This window comes from Steroidobacter sp. (assembly GCF_036402275.1).
GTDB lineage: Bacteria > Pseudomonadota > Gammaproteobacteria > Steroidobacterales > Steroidobacteraceae > Steroidobacter.
This window is the reverse complement of the sequence record NZ_DASWTF010000036.1, coordinates 31,771-57,149: the sequence shown is the minus strand read 5'-3', so window position 1 is coordinate 57,149 and position 25,379 is coordinate 31,771. Positions and strand designations below refer to the sequence as shown.

The 25,379-nt window shown below is 61.8% G+C and carries 12 protein-coding genes and 1 pseudogene; 4 read left to right on the top strand and 9 right to left on the bottom strand.

The window, feature by feature from the left end:
• Nucleotides 1-20: 20 nt before the first annotated feature.
• From VGD45_RS19685 to VGD45_RS19655, 7 genes are all read right to left on the bottom strand, one after another.
• On the bottom strand, nt 21-1,523 hold the full coding sequence (locus VGD45_RS19685) for a glucoamylase family protein (RefSeq protein WP_331157051.1): 1,503 nt from the start codon (nt 1,521-1,523) through the stop codon (nt 21-23).
• Between the two features lie 68 nt (nt 1,524-1,591).
• Complete coding sequence (locus VGD45_RS19680) at nt 1,592-4,486, bottom strand: TonB-dependent receptor (protein ID WP_331157050.1); 2,895 nt, start codon at nt 4,484-4,486, stop codon at nt 1,592-1,594.
• 95 nt (nt 4,487-4,581) lie between these two features.
• Nucleotides 4,582-5,856 (bottom strand): MFS transporter, encoded by a 1,275-nt coding sequence (locus VGD45_RS19675; RefSeq protein ID WP_331157049.1) that lies wholly within the window; start codon nt 5,854-5,856, stop codon nt 4,582-4,584.
• On the bottom strand, nt 5,849-9,547 hold the full coding sequence (locus VGD45_RS19670; protein ID WP_331157048.1) for a hydantoinase B/oxoprolinase family protein: 3,699 nt from the start codon (nt 9,545-9,547) through the stop codon (nt 5,849-5,851). Before VGD45_RS19670 ends, VGD45_RS19675 begins: the two co-directional genes overlap by 8 nt.
• 1 nt (nt 9,548) lies before the next feature.
• Nucleotides 9,549-10,763: a dipeptidase gene (locus VGD45_RS19665; RefSeq protein ID WP_331157047.1), complete on the bottom strand. Its 1,215-nt coding sequence runs from the start codon at nt 10,761-10,763 to the stop codon at nt 9,549-9,551.
• Between the two features lie 21 nt (nt 10,764-10,784).
• Nucleotides 10,785-12,737, bottom strand: a complete 1,953-nt coding sequence (locus VGD45_RS19660) for a diguanylate cyclase (RefSeq protein WP_331157046.1) — start codon at nt 12,735-12,737, stop codon at nt 10,785-10,787.
• Between the two features lie 146 nt (nt 12,738-12,883).
• On the bottom strand, nt 12,884-15,652 hold the full coding sequence (locus tag VGD45_RS19655; protein WP_331157045.1) for a hypothetical protein: 2,769 nt from the start codon (nt 15,650-15,652) through the stop codon (nt 12,884-12,886).
• 280 nt (nt 15,653-15,932) lie between these two features.
• Between VGD45_RS19655 and VGD45_RS19650 the strand changes: the two genes are divergently transcribed.
• From VGD45_RS19650 to VGD45_RS19640, 3 genes are all read left to right on the top strand, one after another.
• Nucleotides 15,933-18,680, top strand: coding sequence for a LuxR C-terminal-related transcriptional regulator (locus VGD45_RS19650; RefSeq protein WP_331157044.1), 2,748 nt, complete (start codon nt 15,933-15,935; stop codon nt 18,678-18,680).
• Complete coding sequence (locus VGD45_RS19645; protein ID WP_331157043.1) at nt 18,677-19,105, top strand: hypothetical protein; 429 nt, start codon at nt 18,677-18,679, stop codon at nt 19,103-19,105. The genes VGD45_RS19650 and VGD45_RS19645 overlap by 4 nt, the downstream gene beginning before the upstream one ends.
• A 77-nt stretch (nt 19,106-19,182) precedes the next feature.
• A complete protein-coding gene (locus tag VGD45_RS19640; protein WP_331157042.1) occupies nt 19,183-20,712 on the top strand; it encodes a D-aminoacylase in 1,530 nt (509 codons plus the stop codon).
• On the opposite strand, the gene VGD45_RS19635 is transcribed toward VGD45_RS19640, so the two are convergent.
• Entirely contained in the window at nt 20,605-21,783 is a 1,179-nt protein-coding gene (locus tag VGD45_RS19635) for a recombinase family protein (RefSeq protein ID WP_331157804.1), read from the bottom strand. The genes VGD45_RS19640 and VGD45_RS19635 overlap by 108 nt on opposite strands.
• A 28-nt stretch (nt 21,784-21,811) precedes the next feature.
• Here VGD45_RS19635 and VGD45_RS19630 point away from each other — a divergent pair.
• Nucleotides 21,812-22,622, top strand: a pseudogene (locus VGD45_RS19630) (IS3 family transposase); the annotation flags it as partial.
• A 141-nt stretch (nt 22,623-22,763) separates the two neighbouring features.
• Here VGD45_RS19630 and VGD45_RS19625 read toward each other — a convergent pair.
• Entirely contained in the window at nt 22,764-25,346 is a 2,583-nt protein-coding gene (locus tag VGD45_RS19625; RefSeq protein WP_331157041.1) for an ATP-binding protein, read from the bottom strand.
• Nucleotides 25,347-25,379 lie beyond the last annotated feature (33 nt).

The window sequence follows — 25,379 nt, the reverse complement described above, 5'->3', positions numbered from 1 at the left end:
GGCGTCGAGGCCATAGGTTTTTAAGAGCTGGGTTGTTCGGGCGCGGGCTTATCGAGCCAGCCACCGGTGAAGCCTGCCCGCTCCAGTCCCCGGCGGATGTGCGGATTGGTGCGCATGACGCTCCAGATCAATCCGCTGCGATAGTTCTCGATCATGGCCACGATGGGGCCCTGGTCGATGCCGAGATAATCATCCGCCACCCAGCCGATGCCCTCGATGATGCGGCCATGGCGCAGGGGCACGTCGCTGAACGTGAAGCTCGGGTTCACCGAGTCGAGGAACCCATACTTCTGATACAAATGCTCGCCGAAACGCGCACGGAACGCGCGAATCGCGGGGATGGCAATCTCGGGCGCGAAGGCGATGGACGCGACCGAGGCCGTCGGTGAAATCGTGCCGTCGTCGAGAATGTGAATCGACGCCGTGCTGCGAGCCGCGTATGTAAAGAAGCCGCGCTCCTCGTTGTTATAGATCTGCACCGTGTCTGCCGGCCCGTCGCACGCCGTAAGCCCCCAGATCTCACTATCGTAGCCCCGCCAGCGCATCGGATTCTGTCGTGCGTACTCGCGCTGCGCGTAGGAGGCCCGACGGCTGTTCTCGAAATAGTCGAACCCCTTCTCGCGATTGAACGCATCCATGATGCCGCGGAAATCGATCCACACATGCGAGTACTGATGGCCGAAGTGTGGGCCGAAGGACAGAAACTCCTGCCCGCTGAACTTGCCGTACGAGTCCTTGTACGTGCGCATCCACTCCGTCCACGCCTCCGGCTCGATGGGATTGGTCGGCGAGCCGAGCGCAAGGATGTACATGAGCATCCCTTCGTTATAGCCGCGCCAGTCGAAGCGCAGAAAGCCGCTCTCGGGTCGCCAGCCATGGGATAGCACCGGCGGGCGATTTTGCGCCCAGCGCCAGTCCACACGAGCGTAGATCTTCTCGGCCAGCTCGCGGATCTCGCGTTCCGAGCTTGTGTCACGATCGTAATAGCTCTGCGAAAGCAACACGCCCCCGAGCAGCAGCGCCGTATCGACCGTCGAGAGCTCCGACGTACCGAAGCGCTGGCCGTTGTGCATGTGGACGAAGTGATAGAAGAAGCCCTTGTAGCCGCCCATGCCGTTCTCATCCGGCCCCTGCGGCATCGACTCCAGGAATCGCAACGTGCGCAACGTGCGCAGGCGCGCTTGCGAGCGAGACACGAAGCCCCGCTCGGCGCCGATCACATAGGCGGTGAGCGCGAACCCGACGGCTGCAGTGCTCGCGAATGACGGCGAAGGAAAGCGATCCGGCGCAAGACCGTTCTGCTTGTTCGTGGTGTCCCAGAAGAAGCGGAAGGTGCGGCGCTGCAGATTGTTGATGACCGGATCGCTGTCGCGCTCCGGATCGAACACACGCGAGCGCTCCACCACGACTCCCGGCACCTTCTTAGTCGGCTTCTGTTCCGCCGCGCCCGCGACGCCCACCCACAGCGCCGCCGCCATCAGCCACAGCAGGCCCCGCCAGGCGAAGGAGTCATGCAACCTCATCGTGTACGTATGCCATGGTTGTCCTGAAACAGTGGCCCCTCGCTGCGCGAGGGGCCTTTCATTCTTACCTAGAAACTATACGTCATACCGACCTGGAAGCGACGTCCGGGTTCAATCAGATCCGTGGGTTTACCGAAGGCTTCATTCGGCGCGCCGCCGAAGGGGATGTTGCCGTTGTACGAGCGCGGGTCGTAGTTTTCGTAGTCGAACACGTTGAACACCTCGCCGACCAGGCTGAAAGCCTGCGATGCGCCGAACTCGAAGCGCTTCTCCAGCCGGAAATCCAGGCTGCGATAACCGAACGCGTTCGGGAAAATGAAGGAGTGCTTTTCCGGCCGGGCCGTATAGTAGCGATATTGGATCTCTCCGGGACCCGTGCCCTGCGATTGATCGACGATGGTGTAACCCGTGCCCGAGCCCAGGGTCAGCGTGCTCGACAGCTTCATGTCCCACGGCAGACCGACGATGCCCGTCATCACGATGCGATGCCGCTCATCCGCGCTGGTGGGGTGCCGCGGGTAATCCGAAACCAGAGGATAGTCCAGGCTGAACAGGTCGCCACCCGTTTCTTCCGCTTCGCTGTACGTGTAAGCGAAAGTCATGCCCCACGCGGAGGCTTCCGTGTAAGCCTTCTCCAGTGTCACGTACACGCCGTTGTACCAGGTCTGCTTGGCGTCGCTCGAGACGAGGATGTTGCCGAAGCCGCCGCTCACCGGCGCGCAGCAGCCCTCATCGGGCAACGGGCCGTTCAACCCGTCCGGATTGCGATTGCCGAAGATGTACGTGAAGCCGTGGCGGCTGCGGTTGCGCGCGAGCGTGAGAGATGCGAGCCAGTCATCGCCGAAGCGCTGACGCACGCCCAGGCTCGCCTGGATGGTCTCCGGAATGCGGGTGTCGCGGTCGATCAGGAAAATTTCCGGATTCGGCGCGACGCCCGAAGCGATCAGCTGATTGAGGCCCTCGACGCTCAGATATGCGTCGTTCCACACGATGGTGGGCTGTCCGTTGCGCGGCAGACCGTCGGTTGAGAACTGGAACTTGCGCACCTGCCACTGCAAACGGAAACGCTCATCGAGAATCTCGTTGTACAGCACGCGATCGAAGTAGCGGCCCACGCCGCCGAAGAACACCGTGCGCTGATCGTCGAACAGATCGAACGAGAAGCCGAGACGCGGCTGGATGAGATCCGTCGGGCTGTCGCGATCGTTGCCGTCGGTGAAGTAGCGATCGGGCACGTACTGCGAAGCGGCGGTGCGGATCGCATCGGGCGTCACATAGTCCTTGCCGAGCAGATCCGTGTCGTAGTCCCAGCGTACGCCGAGGTTCAACGTCAGCCGTGGCGTGACCGTCCAGTCATCTTGGATGTACAGGCCGTACTGTGTGGTGTCGCCGGAAAGATCGGGATTGCCGGTGCCATATTCGGCTTCGGCGGGGAATGAGAAGTTGCCGATCTCCGGACGGAAACGGAAGATCGGATTCGCGTTCTGGAACTTTTGCACTTCATAGTCGACCTGGCTGATGCGGATGCCGGTCTTGACCGAGTGGCCGCCGAACCAGTCGAACTCGGTGAAGGTCAGATCGTCCTTGAAGGTCAGCACTTCCTGGCCGATGTTCTGCTTGGTCGCACCGCCGCCGATACGGATGATGCCCACGTACTCGCGACCGACGAGGTCGTAGTTGATCGGCGTCGGATGCCACTCGTACTTCATGTACAGCAGCGTGGCCTCGTTCGTGAAGCTCTCGCTGTCGTAGGTGTGGCCGAACTTGACGGTGCGCACTTCGTTCTGGATGTCGTTCGCGGCCTCGTAGCTGTTCTGGCCCTGGAAATCCTTGATGTCGGACTCATCGCGCAGGCTGAACGACAGGTCCATGGTCTGGTTGTACGTCGGTTGATAATCCAGTTTCGCGAACACCAGATCTTCGCGGAACGGCTGCACGAACGAGCCTTGATACTGACCGAAGATCGGCTCGGCCGCGGGATTGCCCAACGTCACGCGCTCGGCGCGATCCTGGTCGTTGCCTTCGTACGCCACGAAGAAATGCAGCTTGTCTTTGACGATGGGACCGCCGAACGACAGGCCGTACTGCTTGCGCTCGTAGGCCGCCTTGGGCTCACCCGGCCGCGCGAAGTCATCGCGCGCCACCAGCCCCTTGTCCTGCCAGTAGATGAACGTATCGCCATGAAACTCGTTGGTGCCCGATTTCGTTTTCGCCGTGATGATGGCGCTGGATGCCTGCTCATACTCGGCCTTGAAGTTCTGCGTGATGACGCGGAACTCCTGCACGGCGTTCTGCGGGAACGGATTGCCGCGACTCGAGTCCTGACCGACCACGCCGCCGTTGATCACCTGGTTCTTGTAGCTCACGCCGTCGATGTAAACGTTCACCGCGTTGGCGCTGAGCGCGCCGGCCTGGAATGTTTTCTCCGTATCCCGGTCGTTGATGCGCACGCCTGGCGCAAGCGCCGCGAAGTTGAGGAAGTTGCGGTTGCCTTGAGGCAACGACTCGATCTGCTCGACGCTGATGTTGGTCGCGACTTCCGAGGTGCGCATGTCGACGAGCCGTTCGGCGGTCACGACGACTTCATCCTCCACCGCCACGGTCTCGGCTTGGGGCACGGCGTTCAGATCGAGATCGATGGTTTGACCGATCGACACGCGCACCGCTCGCGCCGTCTCCTGAAAGCCTTCTCCTTTAATCCTGAGTTGATACGTGCCCGGCACGAGACCGATCAGCGCGTACGAGCCACCCTCTTGCGTCGTCGACTGCTTGGTGAAGCCCGTCGCTGAATTGGTCGCGATCACTTGCACGCCGGCGGGCACGGGGTTGCCGTTCGCCAAGACGCGGCCGCGCACGACTGCACTCGTGACTTGAGCTTCGACCACCGTCGGCGTGATCGTCGTGCCCACGGCAACGATCGATAAGCCGAGTGCCTGAAGAATCCCCCATCGCAGCGTTTTCATGGCAGTCCGTCCTTTTGTCAGGAATCCTCTGTAACGAATCTAGGCCGAAGGAGTTCCGGCGTGTTGTCGGAGTGCAACGCGTGGGGTGCGGAGCTTCAATCGAGCTGTTCGCGCGCTCGTTCACGAACCACGAAGAGGATGAGGCAGGTAATCAGCGAGGCGACCGCGGCGTACGAAGAAACCGCAATCGGAGATCCAAAACTTTGTAGCAGCGCCGTCGACACCATCGGCGCAATGCCGCCGCCGACTATACCGGCCAATGTATAGGCGAGCGATGCGCCCGCATAGCGCACTCGCGTGGGAAATTGTTCAGCGATGAATGCGGCCTGCGGGCCGTACATCATGGCATGCACAGTCAACGCGACCACGACGGCCAGGATGATCAGCGTGGGTTGTTTCGTCGCAAGCAAGGGGAAGAACGCGAACATCCAGATCAGACCGAGCGCTGCGCCGGCGCCGTACACGACGCGTCGGCCCAAACGATCCGACAGCGCCCCGAACAGCGGAATGGTGAGCGCGTTGACGGCGCCCCCAATCGAGAGAGCCGTCAGCGCCAGCGTGCGTGACAGATCCAGCACGGTGGTCATGTAGCTCAGCGCGAACGCGACCGAGAGCGAGTACAGCACGTCGGGACCGATGCGCACGCCACCACCCACGATCAGGCTGCGCCAATGCCCGCGCAGTACTTCACTGATTGGCGCTTGGGCTTTGGAATGCTGCTGCTCGATTTGTTTGAACAGCGGCGTCTCCTCCACGCCCACTCTGATCCACAAACCGAATGCAACGAGCATGACGCTCGCGAAGAACGGCAGTCGCCAGCCCCACTCGATGAACTCCTCCGGTGACAACGCCCACGTGATCAATCCGAGCGTTCCTGTGGCCAGCAACGTGCCGAGCGAGGGTCCCATTTGCGCCCATGAAGCATTGCGACCGCGGCGTCGTGGATCCCCGTGCTCCACGCTCAAGAGCACTGCGCCTGCCCACTCGCCGCCCAACGCGGCGCCCTGAATGAATCGCAGCAGCACGAGCAGGATGGGGCTTGCGATGCCTGCGCTTGCGTACGTTGGTAGCAAGCCCATGAGCGCGGTCGTGATGCCCATCAGCAGCAGCGTTGCGACGAGCACGAAGCGTCGGCCGTAGCGATCACCAAGGTGACCGAAGATCACACCGCCGACTGGGCGGGACAAATAGCCGACGGCAAACGTGGAGAACGCGAGCAGCGTGCCCGAGAGCGGATCGAACGAAGGAAAGAACAGCCGGTTGAATACCAGCGCGGCCAGCATGTTGTAGACCGCGAAGTCGTAGTACTCGAGCGTCGTGCCGACGATGCTCGCGGTTGCAAGTCGGCCCGCGGCCGGCCGCTCAGCCAAAGCCGCCACCGCCCGGCGTTTGAATCACGAACACGTCGTCCTTTCCAACCTGTGCGGTATGAGTTGCGCCGAAGTGCTCGATCGCGCCGTCGGCGCGTTCGATCCAGTTCATGCCTGTTTGTGCGGCTTGGCCGCCTGCGACGCCGAACGGTGCGACCGTGCGATGGTTGGCGAGTAGCACGGCCGTCATGGGCTTCAGAAAACGAATGCGGCGTTCCACGCCATTGCCGCCCTTGTGCCGCCCTGCTCCGCCCGAGCCTCGCCGGATGCTGAAGGCGTCGAGTCGTACCGGGAAGCGCCACTCCAGCACTTCGGGATCGGTGAGACGAGAGTTGGTCATGTGAGTTTGTACCGCGTCCGTGCCGTCGAAATCCGGCCCTGCGCCTGAGCCGCCCGCGATGGTTTCGTAATATTGATGCGCGCCATCGCCGAAAGTGAAGTTGTTCATCGTCCCCTGGCTTGCGGCGAGGACGCCAAGTGCGCCGTACAGGCAATCGGTGACGACTTGTGAGGTCTCGACGTTGCCCGCGACCACGGCGGCTGGGTGTTTCGGGTTGAGCATGGAGCCTGGCGGCACGATGATGTGCAGCGGCTTCAGGCAGCCGGCGTTCATCGGGATCTCATCGTCCACCAGCGTTCGGAACACATACAGCACTGCGGCTCTCGTCACTGAGACGGGCGCGTTGAAGTTGTTCGGCTGTTGTGCGCTCGTGCCGGTGAAGTCGATGCTGGCGGAGCGCGCTTGGGTATCGATACGGATCGTTACTTTGACGGTCGCGCCGTTGTCCATTGCGTATGTGAACTCGCCGTCGTGGAGCGCGTCGATGACTCGACGGACGGCTTCTTCCGCGTTGTTCTGGACGTGCTGCATGTACGCCTGAACGACGGGCAGGCTGAAATGTTCGACCATCGCTTCGAGCTCAGCTGCGCCTTTCTGGCAGGCGGCCACCTGGGCTCGAAGATCTGCGAGGTTCTGCTCGACGTTTCTTGCTGGGTACTTGCCCGAGGTCAGCAGCTTGCGCATCTGCGCTTCGAGGAACACGCCGTCGGCGACGAGGTGCACGTTATCGATCAGCACACCTTCTTCCTCGATGTGCGTCGAGTTCGCCGGCATCGAGCCCGGCGTTGAGCCGCCGATGTCCGCATGGTGGCCACGCGCGGCGACGAAGAAGGTCGGCTGCTGCGCATCGCCGATGAAGACGGGCATGACGACCGTGACGTCCGGTAGGTGCGTCCCGCCGGCGTATGGCGCGTTCAGCACGAACACGTCACCTCGGCGCATCGTGGTTGCCCGCCTTCGCAAGATCTCCTGCACGGACTCGCCCATCGAGCCCAGATGCACGGGCATGTGCGGCGCGTTCGCAATCAAATGGCCCGCTTCGTCGAACAGCGCGCAGGAGAAATCCAGCCGCTCTTTGATGTTCACCGATGTCGCTGTGTTGGCCAGTGTGACGCCCATCTGCTCGGCGATGGCCATGAACAGATTGTTGAACACCTCGAGCAGCACCGGGTCCGCCTGCGTGCCAATCGCGTGCTCACGGCGCAGCGGTTCCACTCGCCGCAGCACCAGATGATTGAATGCCGTGACTTCGGCCTGCCAGCCCGGCTCGATCACGATCGTGGTATTTCGCTCTCTGAGGACTGCCGACCCTGTCACCTTCGCGCCCGGCATCAACGTACTGCGCTCGAAGAATGGCGTCGCCTGCCACGCATCGGCGAAATACACCGGCCGTGTATCGATCGGCTCAGGCAGGGCCGCTGCCGAGGTGTTCTCCGATACCGCACGCGCCGACTCGTGCGACGCGCCGATGGCCTCGACGCTGATCGACTCGATGACCAGCGCCCGGCCTGACATCAGAAAGCCGTAGCGCTGCCGATACTCTTCGTAGAAGCGCGCCGCCAGCTGCGACGCTGACCGTGTGTTTGTTTCCGCCGCCGCAGAATTATTCAGCTCTTCGCGCCCGGCTCGATCCGGAATGCCTGTCCTGCTGTGCGTAGCGCCTTCGCTCAATGTGAGCGATAGGAGCAGCGTGCTATCTGTACCGGCGTACTTGATGGCGAGCTTGCGCTCGATGCGGATGCGCTCGTCGGCGACGCCTTGGGCAAGTAGCGAGCCTCGAGCGGAGGCTTCGAGGGCGGCGAACGTGGGAGTGAGCTCGTTGAGCACATCGTCGCGCAGCTCAGCCTCGACCGCTTGCTGCTTCATGGCCGTCACGTCAGCGAGGCCAATGCCATACGCGGACAACAAGCCCGCGAGCGGATGAATGTAAACGGTCTGCATGCCAAGCGCGTCGGCGACCAGGCAAGCGTGTTGGCCGGCAGCGCCGCCGAAACACACCAGTGTGTACTCCGTCACATCGTGCCCACGCTGCACAGAAATCTTCTTGATGGCGTTCGCCATGTTCTCAACGGCAACCCGGATGCACCCTGCCGCGATGCTCTCTTCGGTATGCGAAGTGGAAGCCGACGTCGCGACCTCAGCAGCCAAAGCGGCAAACTTGGCTTTGACGACAGTCGCATCCAGCGGCTCATCCCCGCCGCCCCCGAACACCGCAGGAAAGAATTCCGGCTGAATCCTTCCCAGCAACACGTTGCAATCCGTCACTGTCAACGGCCCACCGCGACGATACGCCGCAGGCCCCGGATCCGCGCCTGCCGACTCCGGCCCGACCCGCAAACGCACGCCATCAAAACGGCAAACAGATCCGCCACCTGCCGCGACCGTGTGAATCTGCATGATCGGCGCACGCAGCCGCACGCCTGCGACCTCAGTATCGAACGCCCGCTCGTACTCACCATCGTAGTGAGCAACGTCCGTCGACGTGCCGCCCATGTCGAAGCCGATGATTTTGTGGAACCCCGCCTCACCCGCAGCACGCACCGCGCCGACGATGCCGCCGGCAGGCCCCGACAAAATGGCATCCTTGCCTTGAAACTGATGCGCATCCGTCAACCCGCCAGACGATTGCATGAACTGCAGCCGCACGCCTGGCAGCTGTGACGCCACCTGCTCCACATACCGCCGCAACACTGGCGAGAGATACGCATCCACGACCGTGGTGTCCCCGCGTGAAACCAGCTTCATCAACGGACTGACTTCATGCGAAACGGAGACCTGGGTAAAACCAATGCGCCGGGCGAGCTCACCTAACAGCCGTTCGTGCTCAGGGAAGCGATATCCATGCATCAACACGACAGCGCAGCTTCGAACACCGCGAGCAAACACCTCGCGCAGCGCCTTCTCCGCCGCGACAAGATCCAACTCACGAACGACCGCGCCATCCGCACCGACGCGCTCATCGATCTCGACGACCTCTTCGTAGAGCAACGAAGGCAACTCGATGTGCCGGACGAACAATTTGGGACGATGTTGATAGGCGATGCGCAGTGCATCGGCAAAGCCGCGAGTGATGAGCAACACCGTCCGGTCGCCCTTGCGCTCCAAGAGCGCATTGGTCGCAACCGTCGTCCCCATCTTCACGGCATCGATGCGCTCGGCTGGGATAGGCGCATCCGAGGCGAGCTGCAGTAGCTCGCGAATGCCTTGAACCGCAGCATCGCGATAACGCTGCGGGTTCTCGGAAAGCAGTTTGAGAGTGACCAGCTCACCGTCGGGGCGGCGGCCGATCACATCCGTGAACGTGCCGCCACGATCGATCCAGAACTGCCAGCGCTCCGAGGCCGCGCTCACATCAGTTCTTGTTGAGCTGACGCGACACTTCCTCGGCCTTCGCCAGGGCGCGCAGCACGTTCTCGCCGGCGAGCAGCGTCAGGTCCTCATCGCTCCACCCGCGGCGGATCAGCTCGGCAAACAATAAGGGATAGCTCGACACATCTTCCAGGCCGACCGGCCAATCGGAATTGCCGTCGTAATCGCCGCCGAGGCCAATGTGCTTCACGCCGGCTACTTTGCGGATGTGCTCGATGTGATCGGCCACTTTCGCGATGCTGGTCTTGGGGAGCTTGAGCTTACCCATGACTTCCTCGGCGATCTTCTCGGCCTCTTCCACCGACTTGCCTTGAGCGCGACGACCCACTTCGGCCATCGCAGGCACTTGAATCTTGGCGACCGCCGGATCGATGAAACCCGCGACGAACGTGACCATCACCACGCCGCCGTTCTCCGGCAGGCGCTTCAAGATGCTGTCCGGCACGTTCCGCGGCACATCGCAAATGGCGCGAGCCGACGAGTGCGAAAAGATCACCGGCGCCTTGGACACGCGCAACGCATCGTCCATCGTGTCATCGGATACATGCGCGAGATCGACCAGCATGCCGAGCTTGTTCATTTCCAGCACGACCTCTTCACCGAACGGGGTGAGACCACCGTGCTGAGGCGGCTTGGCCGCCGAGTCGGCCCAGTCGAGATTCACGTTGTGAGTGAGCGTCATGTAACGCACGCCCAGATCGTAATAGGCGCGCAATGCGCCCAAGGAATTCTCGATGGCGTGACCGCCTTCCATGCCGAGGAGCGATGCGACACGCCCCTGTCGATGAGCCGCACGCACGTCCTCGACCGTGGTCGCGAACTGGAACTTCGGATAGCGCTCGATCACCCGCCGCGCGATGTCGATCTGCTCGAGCTGCGTACGCGCATAGCCCGTGCCGATCTCGCCAGGAATGTAAACGGACCAGAACTGCGCACCGACGCCGCCCTTCTCCAGACGCTTCAGATCGGTGTGCCCTGAGACCGTGCCATTCAAGTCATAGGCAGCGACATCTCCTGGCGCTTTCTTGTCGGTGCGAATGGCCCACGGCAGATCGTTGTGCCCGTCGACCAGGATGACTTTCTTCAGCAGCTGACGCGCGTGCGTGAGCGCCTTGTCCTCATCGGCCTGCGCCGTACCGATCGCAACGGACAGAACCAATCCGCAGGCGGCCAGCAGGCTCCTTCGCAATGTCATCATCGTGTCCCCTGTTGTTAGAGCTCAAGCAAATTCCACTCGCGCCGGCTGCAACGGCGCCGAAGACACGTCGGTCTCGGGCGCGGGCAGCTGAGCTTTGACACAGTTCCGTCCGGCGCGCTTCGCATCGTACAGCGCCGAATCGGCGCGCTGAAGCATGGTGCTGGGTGTATCGCCCGAGGTCTTGGCCATGGTCAAGCCGATGCTGACGGTGATGCGTCGGTCGTTCAGCCACCGACGAGTATCGATGCTCATGACCCCTTCACGGAAGCGCTCCGCCATCCGATAGGCCTTATCGAAATCCGCCCCGGGAATGACCACGACGAATTCCTCACCGCCCAATCTACCGATGAACGCAGGCTCGTGCACATCCTCGCGCAATTCTCTGGCGACGGACTTCAGCGCCTCATCGCCCTCGGCATGACCGTGCTGGTCGTTGATGCTCTTGAAGTGGTCGATATCGATGATGAGCATCGCGCAGCTCGGCGGATTCGGCTGCTGCAACAACGGCGCGAGGCGCGACAGGACGGCGCGACGATTCGGCACGCCGGTGAGCTCATCGGTCATGGCGAGCTTACGCATGCGGCGCGTCGAGCGCCCGAGGTGGACGGCCAGGGTTGCGAGCAGCAACACCAGCACGACAGTCAGCACGATCACTGCTCTTTGCAGATTGCGGGCCCGCTGACCTTGTGCGAGGGCCAGCTGGTTCGCGTTGTTCTCACGAATCAGCAAGGCGTTCTCTTTTTCCTTCGCGGCAGTATCGAACTCGACCTTCAAGGTGGCGAAGCGCTGATCCACCTGATTTCGAAACATCCGCTCGGATGTTTCCTGCGCGTTGACCAGGTGAGCATAGCCCTCCCGCCAGTTGCCCATGTCCGAGTGCACGGCCGCGAGCTCACCGTAAGTCGCCCGCAGCTCGTTCAGCGAATCGGCCTGTTGAAACACCTTCAACGCGGCCTGCAAAGCCTCGGCACTGGCCGGCAGCTGGCGCAAACGATGCAAGGCGACGCCGCGCGCCAGAAGAATCTGAGCATTCAGTCTCGCATCCGGTGTTTGCTTCTGGAGCACCTCCGCCTGATCGAGAATCTGCAGCGCGCCTTGAGGATCCCCCTTGGCGTTCTTGACGGCCGCGAGTCCCCGCAGCGCGTATGCCTCGCCGCGCACGTAGTTCAATTGTCGGCTGATGTTGTATGTCTCTTGGAACGCCGCCTGCGCCGCGTCCCACTCGTGCAGGTTCTCGTGCGCCCGACCCAGGTTGTGCAAGGTCACGCTCTGCTCGCGATACATGCCAGCATCGCGTTGCGCCTTGAGGGCACGATCGTACATGTGGCGCGCCTGGACATAGTCGCCCATGCGGTTATAGAGAATGGCGATGCCATTCAAGGCGGTGAGCGAATGATCCGGCAGGTTGATGTCTTCATACAGATCCTGCGCCCGCTTCAGATCGGCGAGACCGGTCGCGTACTGACCTTGCAGTCCCAGCAGATAGCCGCGCGAGAACAGCGATTGCGCGAGCATCTCGGTGTCTTGCGCCCGGGTGGCGACGGCGACCGCCTGCTCGTACCGCGCGCGGGCTTGGGCGTTGTCGCTGACCGTTTCCAAAATGGTGCCTTCACAGCCGAGCACGCCCGCTTCCAGGCCGCGACGGGTGGCCTTCGGCAGCAGCGCACGCGCCTTGGCCACCTCGACTTCGGCGGCGGGCCGATCGCGCTCGGAGAGATGGTCACACAACAGCAACCTGGCCCGGATTTCGAGGTCGGCGTTCGGCTTGTCGCCGAGGATTTTCAGCGCGGCTTGTGCATCCCGGGCAGCGTCCTCCGGACGGCTGCGGACCGCGGCGGCTGCCCGGTCGATGTAGCTTTGCGCGGGATGCGAAGGTGACGGGTGCAGCTCAGCCGCCCGCGTCGTCCCTGCCACAGCAAACAGTGCGGCGGCCAGAAACAGGCACGCCGTTCGAGTGAGGGTGTGAAATCGCAAGCCCGTGAGTTCGTCGAATAGTCGGTGAGGCGAAGCTGGATGGTATCGGAATCCAGCGCTGGCGGGATAGCAGGCCGCTTCGCTAAGCGAAAAGAAATGCCCCGTGCGCCGGTTCGAGGGCGCACGGGGCTGCCAAAAGTATTAGGTCAGAGCCCCAAGCCGATGCGTCGGCCCGAGCCCGGCGGCACACAGGTATATGTCACCTCCTGCCCGCTCGTCGCCGCAAGAGCCCGCAGCGAGGCGTCGGTTCGGCGGGTGTTGTCCGCCGCCACGAAGTCCCCCGCCGCCGCATCGAGCAGATAGCCCTTGAGACTGCCGCCGATCGCCACCTTGGCCACCAGGTCGCACTCTTTGGTCGCGCCGCCCAGTTCCTTGGAGGTGAAATTCGCCTTGGCCCGCTGGATCAGGAGATTGATGCGCGGATTGACGGCGCTGGCGTTGGCGCTCGTGAGAGTGACTTGCTGACCCACGATGGGCGCCAGGTCGCTGTCGAAGGCGAGCATGAACTCCACCACGTCGCGCCGGGTGGCGTCCGGGTTGATGATCGGGAAGCCCGCGTTCAACTGTGGGTTGAAGACCACGGCGGTGAAGAACCGGAACAACGTGTCCACCGACCCGTCGTTCACGAAGCCGAAGCCCCGGATCTGGTTGCCCATGTTGCCGGTGTCGGGCGCACCGAAGAAGTTCACCCTCGGCGCCCCGAACATGCCCACCTTCTGATACATGTTGCGCAGGTGGGGGATCTTCACGATCTGCGTGATGCCTTCGAAGCTCGCGGCGCCGCCGGTGCCGAAGAAGCCCTGCGCCGGATCGAGGCGATGGCAGCCTTCGCAATTGAACGCCGTCTCGCCCGGGATGATGCCGCCCAGAATGGGAATCTCGATGCCGTCCGAGGGCCGCGAGCCGACATAGAAGTTGCGGCCCCGTTGCTGGGCGGCGTTCAGCGAGTTATTCAAGGCGCGCACCGGATTCGGTGGCAGCTGCACTTTCAGCTGGAAGTTGGTGAAGCGCTGCATGTCCGCCGTGCTCGGCAGGCCGTCGCGGCCCATCAGCCCCTCGAACGCCACGATGAAGTTGTTGAAGGACAGATTGGTGTCCAGCGGATCGCTGCCGAAATGCCCCGTCGCACGGTCACCGCGCCAGTGCATGGCGCCCGCGTTTCGCAGGCCACGCAGCGTCTGCGTGGTCATCGGCCCTTTCATCGGATGGAATTCCTCCACGTCGTCGCTGCCGTTGATGGGCGTGCGCACGCCGAACAAAGTTTTGCCGATGAAGATCTCCAGATCGCTGGTCAGGTTCTTGGGCAGCGGGTTGTGCGTGACCGGATCGTCCGGGTTGCCCAGATCCCACGCGAGGTCGTCCATGTCACCAAAGATGTGACAGCTTGCGCACGAAGCCTCTCCGTTCGCTGACAGCGCGGTTGCGTCGTAGAGCATCGGACGGCCCTGCACGATGGCGGCGGGCTCAGGGTTCGGCAATGTCACGGCGGAGAGCTGCGCTTTGGTCGCAAGGTCGATGACTTTCACCGCGTTGTCGAAGCGTGTCGTTACATACAGACGGCCGCGGGGCTCATCGAGCACCAGCCCGCTCGGACCGCCGCCTGACACATTGATGTAGTTCGCGCTCGCCGTGCGGGGATTGAAGGTATCGCCTTCGAGCGCGGCGGTACTGAAAACACCGATACGGCTGGAGCCAAACGCGGCGACATAGAGTGTCTGGCCGTTGCTCGTCACCGCCATTTCGAGCGGCGTGGACAAACTGTGGTTGCGCGCGGTCGGATCGAAGCCCGTTTCACCGGCAAGCTTCGTGTAGTCGAGATGCTTGTTCAGGTGTCGCGGCGTCACATTCGATCCCGAGATCACGGTGATGCGCGTTTCGGCCAGGTGCCCCTGCACGGTCTGGCCGGCGAACTGACCTGGTCCTTCGAAGCGCTGCAAGTTGAACGCCTCGGTGTTCGAGACATACAACTTACCCGTCGCAGGATTCGTGACCATGTTGAACAGCGTCGTGCCCACCTGCGCGTACGTTGCCGTTTGCGCCAGGGTCCGTGCGTCGACCGCGAACACGTCCTGGTCCGGCAAGCGGAACCGGACGGCGTTGTTCCAATTGCGGCCGAGCTCGTCTTCCCAACGGCCGCTCGCGTTATTGAATTTCACGATCAGGCCGGTCTCGGGCGCGCGCTTGCCTTCGAAGTTGGTGCCCGGGCCGGGATTGCCGCCCGGCATGATGGAGAGATTGTCGACGATACAGGGCGTGTTGGGCCGGAAGCCGTCGCACACCATCGGCTCGAGGATGGTTGTGGTCTGGTTACCCGACTTGAATGCCGCCACGTACACAGTGTTTCGATCCGGACTCACTGCCAGGGCGCGCGGCGTGTCGCTGAAGAAGTTCAAGATCCGCGTCGGCGTGCCGCCCACGGTGGTGCCGAGATTGGTCGGATCGAACACCCACACATCCGATCGGCCGATGCTCGGCGTCGTCAGCTGCGGATCGCCGGAGCCTTGGATGCCGCTGATCGAGGGATCGGTGCGATGCTGGCCGCGATGCGCGGTGGTGATGAACGCTCTTGCGGGTGAGCCTGCGAACACGATGTCTCGCGGTTCATCGCCGACCAGCAAGGTGCGTGTAACTCTGGGAGTGCCACTGAGCGTCACGACGCTGACGCTATCCGAGAGATGGTTGACGACCCACACTTCGGAGTCGCTGCGGACCGCGACGGCCACCGGCTCCAGGCCGACCGGTACGCGCGCCCGCAGGGCGAGGCCCGACAGCGTGATATCGAACACCTCCAATGTGTTGTCTGGCGTGTTCGTGACGAACAGTCGCGTGCGATCGGGCGACATGGCGATCGGACGCACGTGCCCGGATTCGAACGCGATGAAGTTGGGCGCCTGCGCGAAAGCGGCAGCGCTCATGACGAGTGTTGCGCAGAACAGAATTGGGTTGACGAGCCTCGCGAACGCGCGCTCCCTCACGGATCGACCGTGGTGGGAGCACATGGCTTTGCTGCTCATGGCTGGTGACTCCCCCTGGAATGAATCGTGATTGATGGTCCGCTTGTGGTTCAGCGGATGACGGCGATGCTAGGGGGCTGCATAATCGAAGCGCCCCCTTCGATCGGAGGGGCAACGCGGATGTTTTGCTGCCAATATCGCCGGCAGTCGTCGGAAACGGATCATTCAGGGGAGCGCGCGCGTGGCACACCAGCTCACCAGACGCGGCAGGGATCGGGCCGAGGGAACGGCGCCGCGGCTCATCGAGCCCATCGACGATGTCACTTCTCACCACCTGATTCAAGGCAAGCTCAAGCCGCCACAGACCGCTGCAACGTGCATCGAGCGCGCGGCGCTGTTATCACGGCTCGATGCCGCGGCCAAGAAAAAGCTGGCGTTGGTGACCGCCCCGATCGGCTCAGGCAAAACCACCCTGCTCGCTCAGTGGCATCGGCGTGCCTGCGGCGAGCAATGCGTCGCCTGGCTGTCACTGGATGAGCACGACAACGAGCCGGTGCGGTTCTTCTCTTATCTGATCGCGGCGTTGAAAGCGGTCTGCCCCACGTTCGATGCGTACATCCCGCATCAGCGGCGGCTGGACGAATCGCTCGATGCCACGATCACCGTGGTGCTGGCAAGCCTTGGCCGGCTGAACCAGCCGGCCGTCATTGTTCTGGATGATTTACAAATGTTGAGCACGCCCGCGCTCGTGCGGGCGGTCGATACACTGCTGCTGCAGTCGCCGCCCGGCATTCGCTGGATTCTCTCAGGTCGCGGCCTGCCTTCCTTGCACATGAGCCAGCTGCGCTTGAACGATGAGCTCATGACGCTGGGCGCCGCGGATCTCAACTTCGATACTGCGGCGATCGTGCAGCTGGGCGAGAAGCTGTGCTCTCGTACGCTAACGGACGATGAAGCGTCGAGCATCCAGCGCAGCACTGAAGGTTGGGTTGCTGGCGTGAAGCTCGCCCTGCTCGCTGCCGTCGAGTCACGCGATGGCATCGGCGATTTCGATGGCTCGCACTATGAGGTCGCCCGGTATCTCGGAACGTCCGTTCTGCAGGAGCAGCCGGTCGAGATCCGCGAGTTTTTGCTTGCGAGCAGCGTCGTCGATCGCATGACCGCCGAGCTGTGCAATCAGCTGCTCGGCATCACGCATGGTCAGTCGCTGTTGGAACAGCTGGAGCGCGCGCAGCTGTTCATTCAGCCGCTCGACAGTCACGGCCATTGGTACAGATATCACACGCTGTTCCTGGATTTCCTTCGCAGCTGCCTGCGGCATGACATGGCTCGCTTGTCGTTATTGAATGAGCTTGCGAGCCGCTGGTACGCCGAACATCAGCTCTACGAAGAGGCGCTTCATCACGCCTTCGCGGCGAGTAATGAGGAATGGCGGCTGGAACTGCTGGAGCGATGCGCGACGTCGTGGCTGCGCGCCGGCGAGATCGTGTGCGTCATTCATTGGACGAGCAAGCTGCCGCGCCATGTCATGCTCGGTCATGCTGGCATTTGCACGGTTTACATCGCGAGCCTGATTCTGTCGCGACGCTTCAGTGAGGCGGCGGCCACCTTGCGTGAGGTCGAAGGCAATGTCGCACTTGAACGTTCCATCGGCAATGCTCATTTACGGCTGCTGCATGCGATGCTGACGGTGCTCGCCGACAGCAGCGGTCAGATCGGCATCTCCTCGCCCGAGGCTCTGCGCGAGCGCGGCGCGGACAGCTTCCTCATCGGCACGCTGCTCACATTGCAGGCGTACACCATGCTTCGCCTCAATCACTTCGACAAAGCTTGGCGGCTTGCGATGCGTGCGCGTGACACCTTCGATTCGATCAGCGTGTACAGCCTCGGCTATGCCGAAGTTGTCGCATCGCTCGCCGAGCGCGCACAAGGCGATATGAAGGCGGCGGCGGATCGATGCGAGCGCATGTTCGCCTTGGTTCGCGGCGGACATCGCAGCCCTGCGTGGGTGAATGCGGCCAATGCGTTGGCCTATATGCGCTATGAGGAGAATCGACTCGATGAGGCCGAGGCGCTGTGCGCTGAGGTCTTGCCGCTGCTTTGCGTTCAATCCACCGTCGAGAATGTCTCCACGGCTTATGTGACTTTCTCTCGCATCAAGGCGATCAATGCTCGGCACAGTGAGGCCTTCCAACTGCTCGACTACCTCCACAGCATCCTGGAAAGCGGCTCGCACGTGCGCTTCCTTGCACAGGTGTGTGCGGAGAAGATCCGCTTGTTCTTGTCTCAGGACAATCTGCAACGCGCCCGAGCCGTGGCGCTGGAGTTTGGGTTGCAGCGTCGCGCTCGGTCCGGCGAGTGGCGTCGCTCGCGCTCCTATGACGAAGCTTGGGAACGTTTCGGTTCCGGCTACGCCGCCCTTCTGATCAAGCAGCGGCAATACGACGAAGCTCGCGCCATCCTGCAGGTGCTGCGCGACAGTGCTCGCGAGGTTGGCTACGTCTATCGCGAGGCGCCGCTCGAAGCCGCGTTGGCAAGCTGTTACTGGCACTGCGGTGATGCGGATGGTGCGTTCGATTGCCTGAACCGCGGCTTCGCGCTGACTCAAGGTCATGGCTTCACCCGCGGCGTCTTCGACGAAGCGCCCGCAATGATCCAGGTCATTGCCGCCGCGATCGAGCACGGCCGATTGCGCTGCGCCCTGCCCACGCACTACTTCGGCAAATTCCAGAACGTGTTCTCGCAGACCGCGCCGCTCGCTACGCCTTCGTCTCGCAAGCCCACGTTACCCCTCGAGCCGCTCACCGAGCGCGAAATCGACATGCTTCGCCTGCTCGCCCAGGGCTTCAGCAATCATGAGATCAGCGCCCGCTCGCAGATTGCGCTTTCCACCGCGAAGTGGCATTTGAAGAACGTCTTTGCGAAGCTCGATGTCAGTACCCGAACCGGCGCGATTGCCCGCGCGAGGGAGATGAGGTTGATTGAGTGAGTTGGGAAACCCTCGACGCTATCGCCGATAGCGTCAATCCGATCCTTGGCGTCATTGCACTCGTTTGGCCCTGGATTTTCTGGCGCAGCTTCTGGCGTCGCGCCGCCTTGAGCGTCTTCACCACGCTGGTCAGCGTCGCCTTCGTCTATGTCATTGCCTGGTTGGATGCAAGATACGGCTGGTGGCCATCGATGGGGCTCGACTTCAGCACCCACACCGCGGTTGCGGTCACGCTCGTCGTATCGTTGTGCGCGATCAAGCCGTCGATCTGGTTCGCATGGGTCGGCGTACTCTGCGCCTACGTCGCGCTCATGCTTTATCAGGGTTATCACACCGCAGCGGATATTTTCACTACCGCGGCCGTGATTGCGCCGCCGCTGTGCCTCGATCACTGGTGGCTACGGCGGGCGGACCGTCCTGGATAGCGGGGCGCACTTCCACCTCTGGCCGGTGCCGTAGCCAGTGCGCATAATGGCCCCGCTCCCGGCAAGGAGAAGGTCCCATGAAACTGCTGTTCGCGCTCCTCGTTGCGATCACGCCGGCATTGAGTCTGGCCGCTGAGCCGCCGCTGCAAGCCAGCGCCGTGATCTCGAACGTCACTATCATCGACGGCACGGGTGCGCCTGCCCGCAAAGGTGCGGTGCGTATCGCCGGCGGGCAAATCGTCGCCGTGGGCGACGTGATACCCGATAAGAACGAGATCGTCATCGACGGCGGCGGCAAGACGCTCGCCCCTGGCTTCATCGACACTCACAGTCATCACGACCACGACATCGCCAAGTCGCGCGACATGGTCGCGGTCACGAGTCAGGGCGTGACCACCATCATCGTCGGGCAGGACGGCTCGTCGCGCTTACCGTTGAAAGATTTCTACGCCGAGCTCCAGAAGTCGCCGCTCGCCGTCAACATCGGTTCCTACTCCGGTCACAACACACTGCGTGAGCAAGGCATGGGCGCCGCCCGGCGCGGCGCGACCGACGAAGACATCGCGCGAATGAGCAAGCTGCTCGAGGAAGACATGGCGGCCGGCGCTTTCGGCCTGTCGACCGGACTGGAATATGAGACGGGTAACTTCTCCACGCCCGCCGAAGTCATCGCGCTCGCCAAAGTATCGGCGGGCTTGGGCGGCCGATACATCAGCCACATTCGCGACGAAGAATTCGATCTCATGCCGGCGCTGCAAGAAGTGATCGACATCGGCAGGGCAACCGGCGCGCCGGTGCAGATCTCACACATGAAGATCGGCGCGAAGAAGCTCTGGGGCACCTCGGATAAAGTGCTGAAGCTGCTGAACGACGCTCGCGCCTCCGGCGTCGACGTCACCGCCGATGTTTACCCGTACACGTACTGGCAATCGACCATGCGTGTTTTGTTCCCGAAGAAGGACTACACCAACCGGGAAGACCTCGCCTTCACGCTCAAGGAATCAACACCGCCGGAGAAGCTGCACTTCGCGCGGTACGCGCCTGACCCGGAGATCGTGGGCAAGACGCTCGCGCAAGTGGCCAAGGAACGCGGCGGTAATCCGGTCGACGTCTATCTGGATCTGATGAAGAAAGCGATCGAATACGAACTCGCGCATCCCGATCAGAAGCTCGTCGAATCCGTCATCGGTGAGAGCATGAGCGAGAACGATGTCGCCCGATTCCTCGCCTGGGAGCACACGAACATCTGCTCCGATGGCTCCTCGATGGGCCATCCTCGCGGCCACGGCACCTTCCCTCGCGTGCTCGGCCATTACGTGCGCGAGAAGAAAGTGATGACCCTCGAGCAAGGCGTTCACAAGATGACGGGCCTCGCCGCAAAACATCTCGGCATCACCGACCGCGGCACCCTCTTCCCAGGCAACAGCGCCGACCTGGTGCTGTTCGATCCCGAGACCATCATCGATCGCGCAACGCTGCAGAACCCGACGGCAACTTCGCTAGGCATCGATAAGGTGTGGGTCAACGGCAAGCTCGTCTATCAGGAGCGTCGCAGTACCGGCGTACGGCCGGGGCAAATCATTCGGCCGGCGAAGAAGACGACGTAACTCAGCCCGAGTAAGGGAGCAGCATGGTAGGGCTTCACCCCGACCACATGTTCCTGCACCTTGCAGCAGTGCTGCGGGTTGCATCGCATACTCAGCCCAAAGTGATCCATCTGCGCCGGGCGAAAGCATAATTTCGCCAAGCCTCTCGCGCAGGATCGTGCGCGCCTTTGCGGCGGCGACAAGATCACCGCCTAAGCCTCGGCCGATTTGATCTCGGTAGAACTCGGCGGCTTTGGGCAGCATCGTCAGCACGCGTGCACTCTCACGCGCCGCTGGGCGGGCATCGATCTCCTCGCGGCGCTTAGCTTCGACGCGATCGATGGCGGTCTGCAGCTCATCCGCTGTCAGGTCGGGGTCGCCGGCCTTTAACCGTTCCCGCAACCTTTCGAGACGCGCATCCAACAACTCCAGCTCTTGGGGCATCGTCTCTGCTCGCGCACCGGCTTGCTTGACCCGTTCAGTAAACGCGGCCTGCATTTCCTTCGCGATCCGGTGGACTCGCTCGGGGCTTAACAGATCACTACGGAGCCCACCCAGGATGGTCCGCTCGATAGCATCACGCCGCACACGGACGTTGTTCGAGCACGCTCGGCCGTTCCAATGACCGCTACATGCGTAGCTCCGCGCGTCGGCAATGACGTAGTGGGCTTTACAGACATTGCAGACCAGAAGGCCGCTCAAGAGATACTTTGCCTTGCCGCCGCTCTTGAGCCGCTTGTCACTACTCACCGCAGCACGCGTGCGGGCCTGCGCCCTCTCGAACAGTTCAGTCGGAATTATTCGTAGCGACTCATCCTGATGCTCGACCCATTCTGTCTTCGGGCGTCGCCGGCGTTTATAGCTGCCGCTGTCGGGGTCACGCACAAATTGCGAGACGTTCCAGCGCACCCGACCACAGTAGAGCGGGTTACGCAGAATCACCCGGACCGCCGAGCCCATCCAGCCCTTGCAACGATGCGCCTTGCGCTTCCAGGTCGAACCCGGACTCGGAATGCCACGCTCATTCAGTTCACGCGAGATCACGAGGCAGTTCGCCCCGTCAGCAAAACGCGTGAATATCTCCCGAACGATTGCCGCTTGGCTTTCCTCGATTTCCGAGGTGGTGCGCTGGATGAAGCCACACGGGCTGTCCGAACGGCGTGCGCTGCGGATCCTCGGAATGAGTGCGAGCTCGTTGCGCTATCAGCCAGCGCCGGATCGTAACGGCGACCTGCGCGAGCAGATCGTGCATCTAGCGCAGCGACATCGCCGCTATGGCGCGGGAATGATCTACCTGAAGCTGCGCCAGGCCGGCCATCGCGTGAATCATAAGCGCGTCGATCGGCTTTATGCGCTGGAACGGCTGCAAGTGCGTCGGCGCCGGCGGAAGAAGGTACCGATCTCGGAGCGACAGCCGTTGGAGCGCCCTTCAACGGCGAATGTCGTGTGGTCGATGGACTTTGTCTTCGATCGAGTCGCCTGTGGCCGCGCCATCAAGAATCTCGCGATCGTGGACGACGCCACGCACGAGGCGGTCGCCGTGGTTCCCGAGCACAACTTCAGCGGTCATCAGTTGGTGCGCATTCTCGAGCAGATCTGCACACACCGCGGCTATCCCAAAGTTGTTCGCACCGACAATGGCAAGGAATTTTGCAGCCGAGCGATGCTGACCTGGGCGCATGAAAGGAACGTCTCGTTGCGGCTGATCGAGCCAGGAAAGCCGAACCAGAACGCCTACATCGAATCGTTCAACGGGCGGCTACGCGATGAATGCCTGAACGAGCACTGGTTCACCAGCCTTGCCCACGCAAGGACGGTGGAGACGTGAGTACAACGACGAACGTCCGAAGCGAGCGCTGGGTGGGCTGACGCCTTCGCAGTACGCAAAGCAATTAGCACAGAAGACGGTTACAGTAACCGCTGGACTCTAGAACGAACTGCTACTCAAGACGGGGGGACGTCGCAGGCTATCCATTGCCATCAGTTATGGAAGCTGTGAGCAGATTACCAGCCGCCCAGCTTCAGTTTGCTACATCTGACAACCTATGCCAGTCGTGCGAGGAGCTCCAACGCTATTTTTTCAAAGCCCGTACAGCGAAGATCGTGCGCTTCTGCTCTTCTTCCGGGAACTGTTGGAGAACCGTGCCAGCAGCCTCAAGAATTCTATCGGGACGCTGAGTGAGTTCGACGCGCGGGTCGCGGACGACGACATGTGGTGTCATGCGAGATAAAGCACGACAGAGTTCAGCAAGCTCTGCCTTCGGAATCGTGATCCCCTTTTCCTTGCGTAGTGCTAGCGCGATCGCTGAGAACTCCACGGTTTCGGCGGGGACCTCGTTCTGTAGTGACCAAATCGTCTCCAGGATGGCCTGATATGGTGGCTGTGCGGGTTTTTCGTTTTGAAGCGCATCTATCCAAGCCTTCGAGTCCTGCGTGGTGATACAGGTTCTAAAGAAATCTCGCAAGCGTGGCAGTCCTATGCCCTTGATCGGGACAAGGCGAACGAGGCGGGCGAGATCGGTAGTTCTGACGACTGTGATGGTCTTGCCCGTTTGAGCTTGGTTCGCTTTGATCTGTTTGACGAGCGAAGCCTCATCGCCCTGCCCAGTGGGGAAGTCTGGGCCTACAACAACAGCATGGTCGCATGAGTACTCTTCTCGGTGAAGCGCTAGCGTGGAGACGCTGACTGTGCGTGCCGCCACCTTCTTCCCGGGCGCCTCTTTGCTCTTCGCTTCCAATGAGATGGAGTAGCGCTGTGCTTGCCCATCGCTTATTGCGCTCAACGGCGCCTCTGCTGTTCCGTCGGGCTTGCCCTTGCCGCCGATTCGTACAGAGTTGAAGCCCATGCTGTCGAAGGCGGCGACAAGTTCTTCCTCAAGTTTGTTTTGATCGGTAACTGCGTCCTCTAACGCCTGCGCGACCATGTATGCGGTGCGCTTCATCGAGCGGGCGAAGTTCCGCAGCATCTCGTCACGGCGTTGCATGATTTCGGTGATCGTTCCTGCCGGCACGCCCAGCTCGTGAAGGTGCGCTTCGGTAAGGACTTCGGCCATCGCGAGGAGACTCAGCGTTTCACGGCCGCGTTCGTACTCTTCGCGATGCGCAGCTACGAAGGGGTGCAGTCCGTTGATTTGCAAGCTGCCGGTCTCTATATCGAGAATCGCAAACGGCTCCCGCTGTGACAGGTCGATCAGCTCAGTGCTTAGCACCAAGCCCTCATCCGTTTCTGCGCGCGCAGTCAGCGTCTGAAGGAGCTTCTCTCTCCCAGCCTTGCCGAGGCTGGTGGGGTATCTGAGAAATCGCGGTGCTGCCTTGCCGTTGAGCGCTGCATCCAGAAGGCCTAGGAGTGGTCGCCTAGTCAGGCTCCACGGGCTATCGGCGATGCGGCCGGTCGCTTTGCTTCCAGGCTCCGCCTTCGCGTCATGTTCCTCCAGCCATTTTCTGGCATGGTTAAAAACGGCGTGAAGAAGGTTCCTTGAGACTTCGATCAGCGCGCCCTCACGAACGGCCTCGCGTGACGACCGCAGCTCTTTGTCCAGGCGGTCGATGTGCACCACCATCCGGAATCGAGCGAAGGTACCGTGGCGCAGGGCGGCCATTCCGAAGAGCTCATCGTTGCCGTTGACCAGTCTTCCTCGCACGTACACGAAGAAGCCATGGCTGCGACCGAGCTCGGCTGATTTCCCCACGGTCAGTGGCTCCTCATAGACCTCGGCGTAACCAGTTACGCGGCCGAGTTTGGGATGCATAAGACCATAGCGGGACTCTGCTGGACTTTTTTTGACAACAGATACGACCACGTCATCGGGTCCCGGCCTGGGCAGTTTCTTGAGATCTTTGCCTAGAATCCATTTCTGAAGTGCCGGGGTGTCTGACTTTGAGGGCGGCAAGGGGTTGCCGTCCAGATAGAGCTTGAAATCGTCCCGCAGCGGCATACCAGATCTCAGCACCCAAGACAGGCGCCCTTCCTGAATCTCCTGAGCCAGCTCCTTAAGGCCGGAGAGGACTGCGACTGTCCATGTGCTTGCTGCTTCACGACCGAACAGTTCAATTGCGTGATATCCGGCTTTGGAGCCCTGAATCAGCGATGCAAGAGCGGCCTTCGCCTGAGACTCGGTGAGTTCACGCAGTGGTAAGTTGACCGTATCTTCGGTGTGAATGCCTCCGCTCTCACCCGCTGGGATCTGGGTGTAGTCCATGGTCGTTGCGTAGAACTTGCCCTTGACCTTGCAGACGTGGGTGAGCTGTTTCGCGAGCACGAAGGTCGCGAGCTTGCCGATGCCAAACTTCCCAATCTGATGTCGGCCGGCCGGTGGGCTCGGGAGTTGGCGCTTGTTACTAACGCCGATTAGCCAGTGCCGACGTAGATCAGCTGGGGTCATTCCCGTGCCGTCGTCGATCACGGCGATCGTAGCGTTCGAGTCTGCACGATCGGGTGCCAAGATTACGTGGACATGGGTGGCGCCAGCGTCGAATGAGTTGGATACGAGTTCTTCGATCGCTTTATGTGGGCTGGAGTACAGACCTTCGGAGAACAGTTCGATGATGCGGTAGCTGATGCGAACGGGGATGGTGCCCGCTGCTTTGCCAGCTTTAATGAAAGGGAACGGTGTTAAGGCTGGAGTGTGTCTGTTCTTGCTCGAGCGCTTCGCCAAATGCCGCCCTCCCATCCCGAGACTTCCATGCAG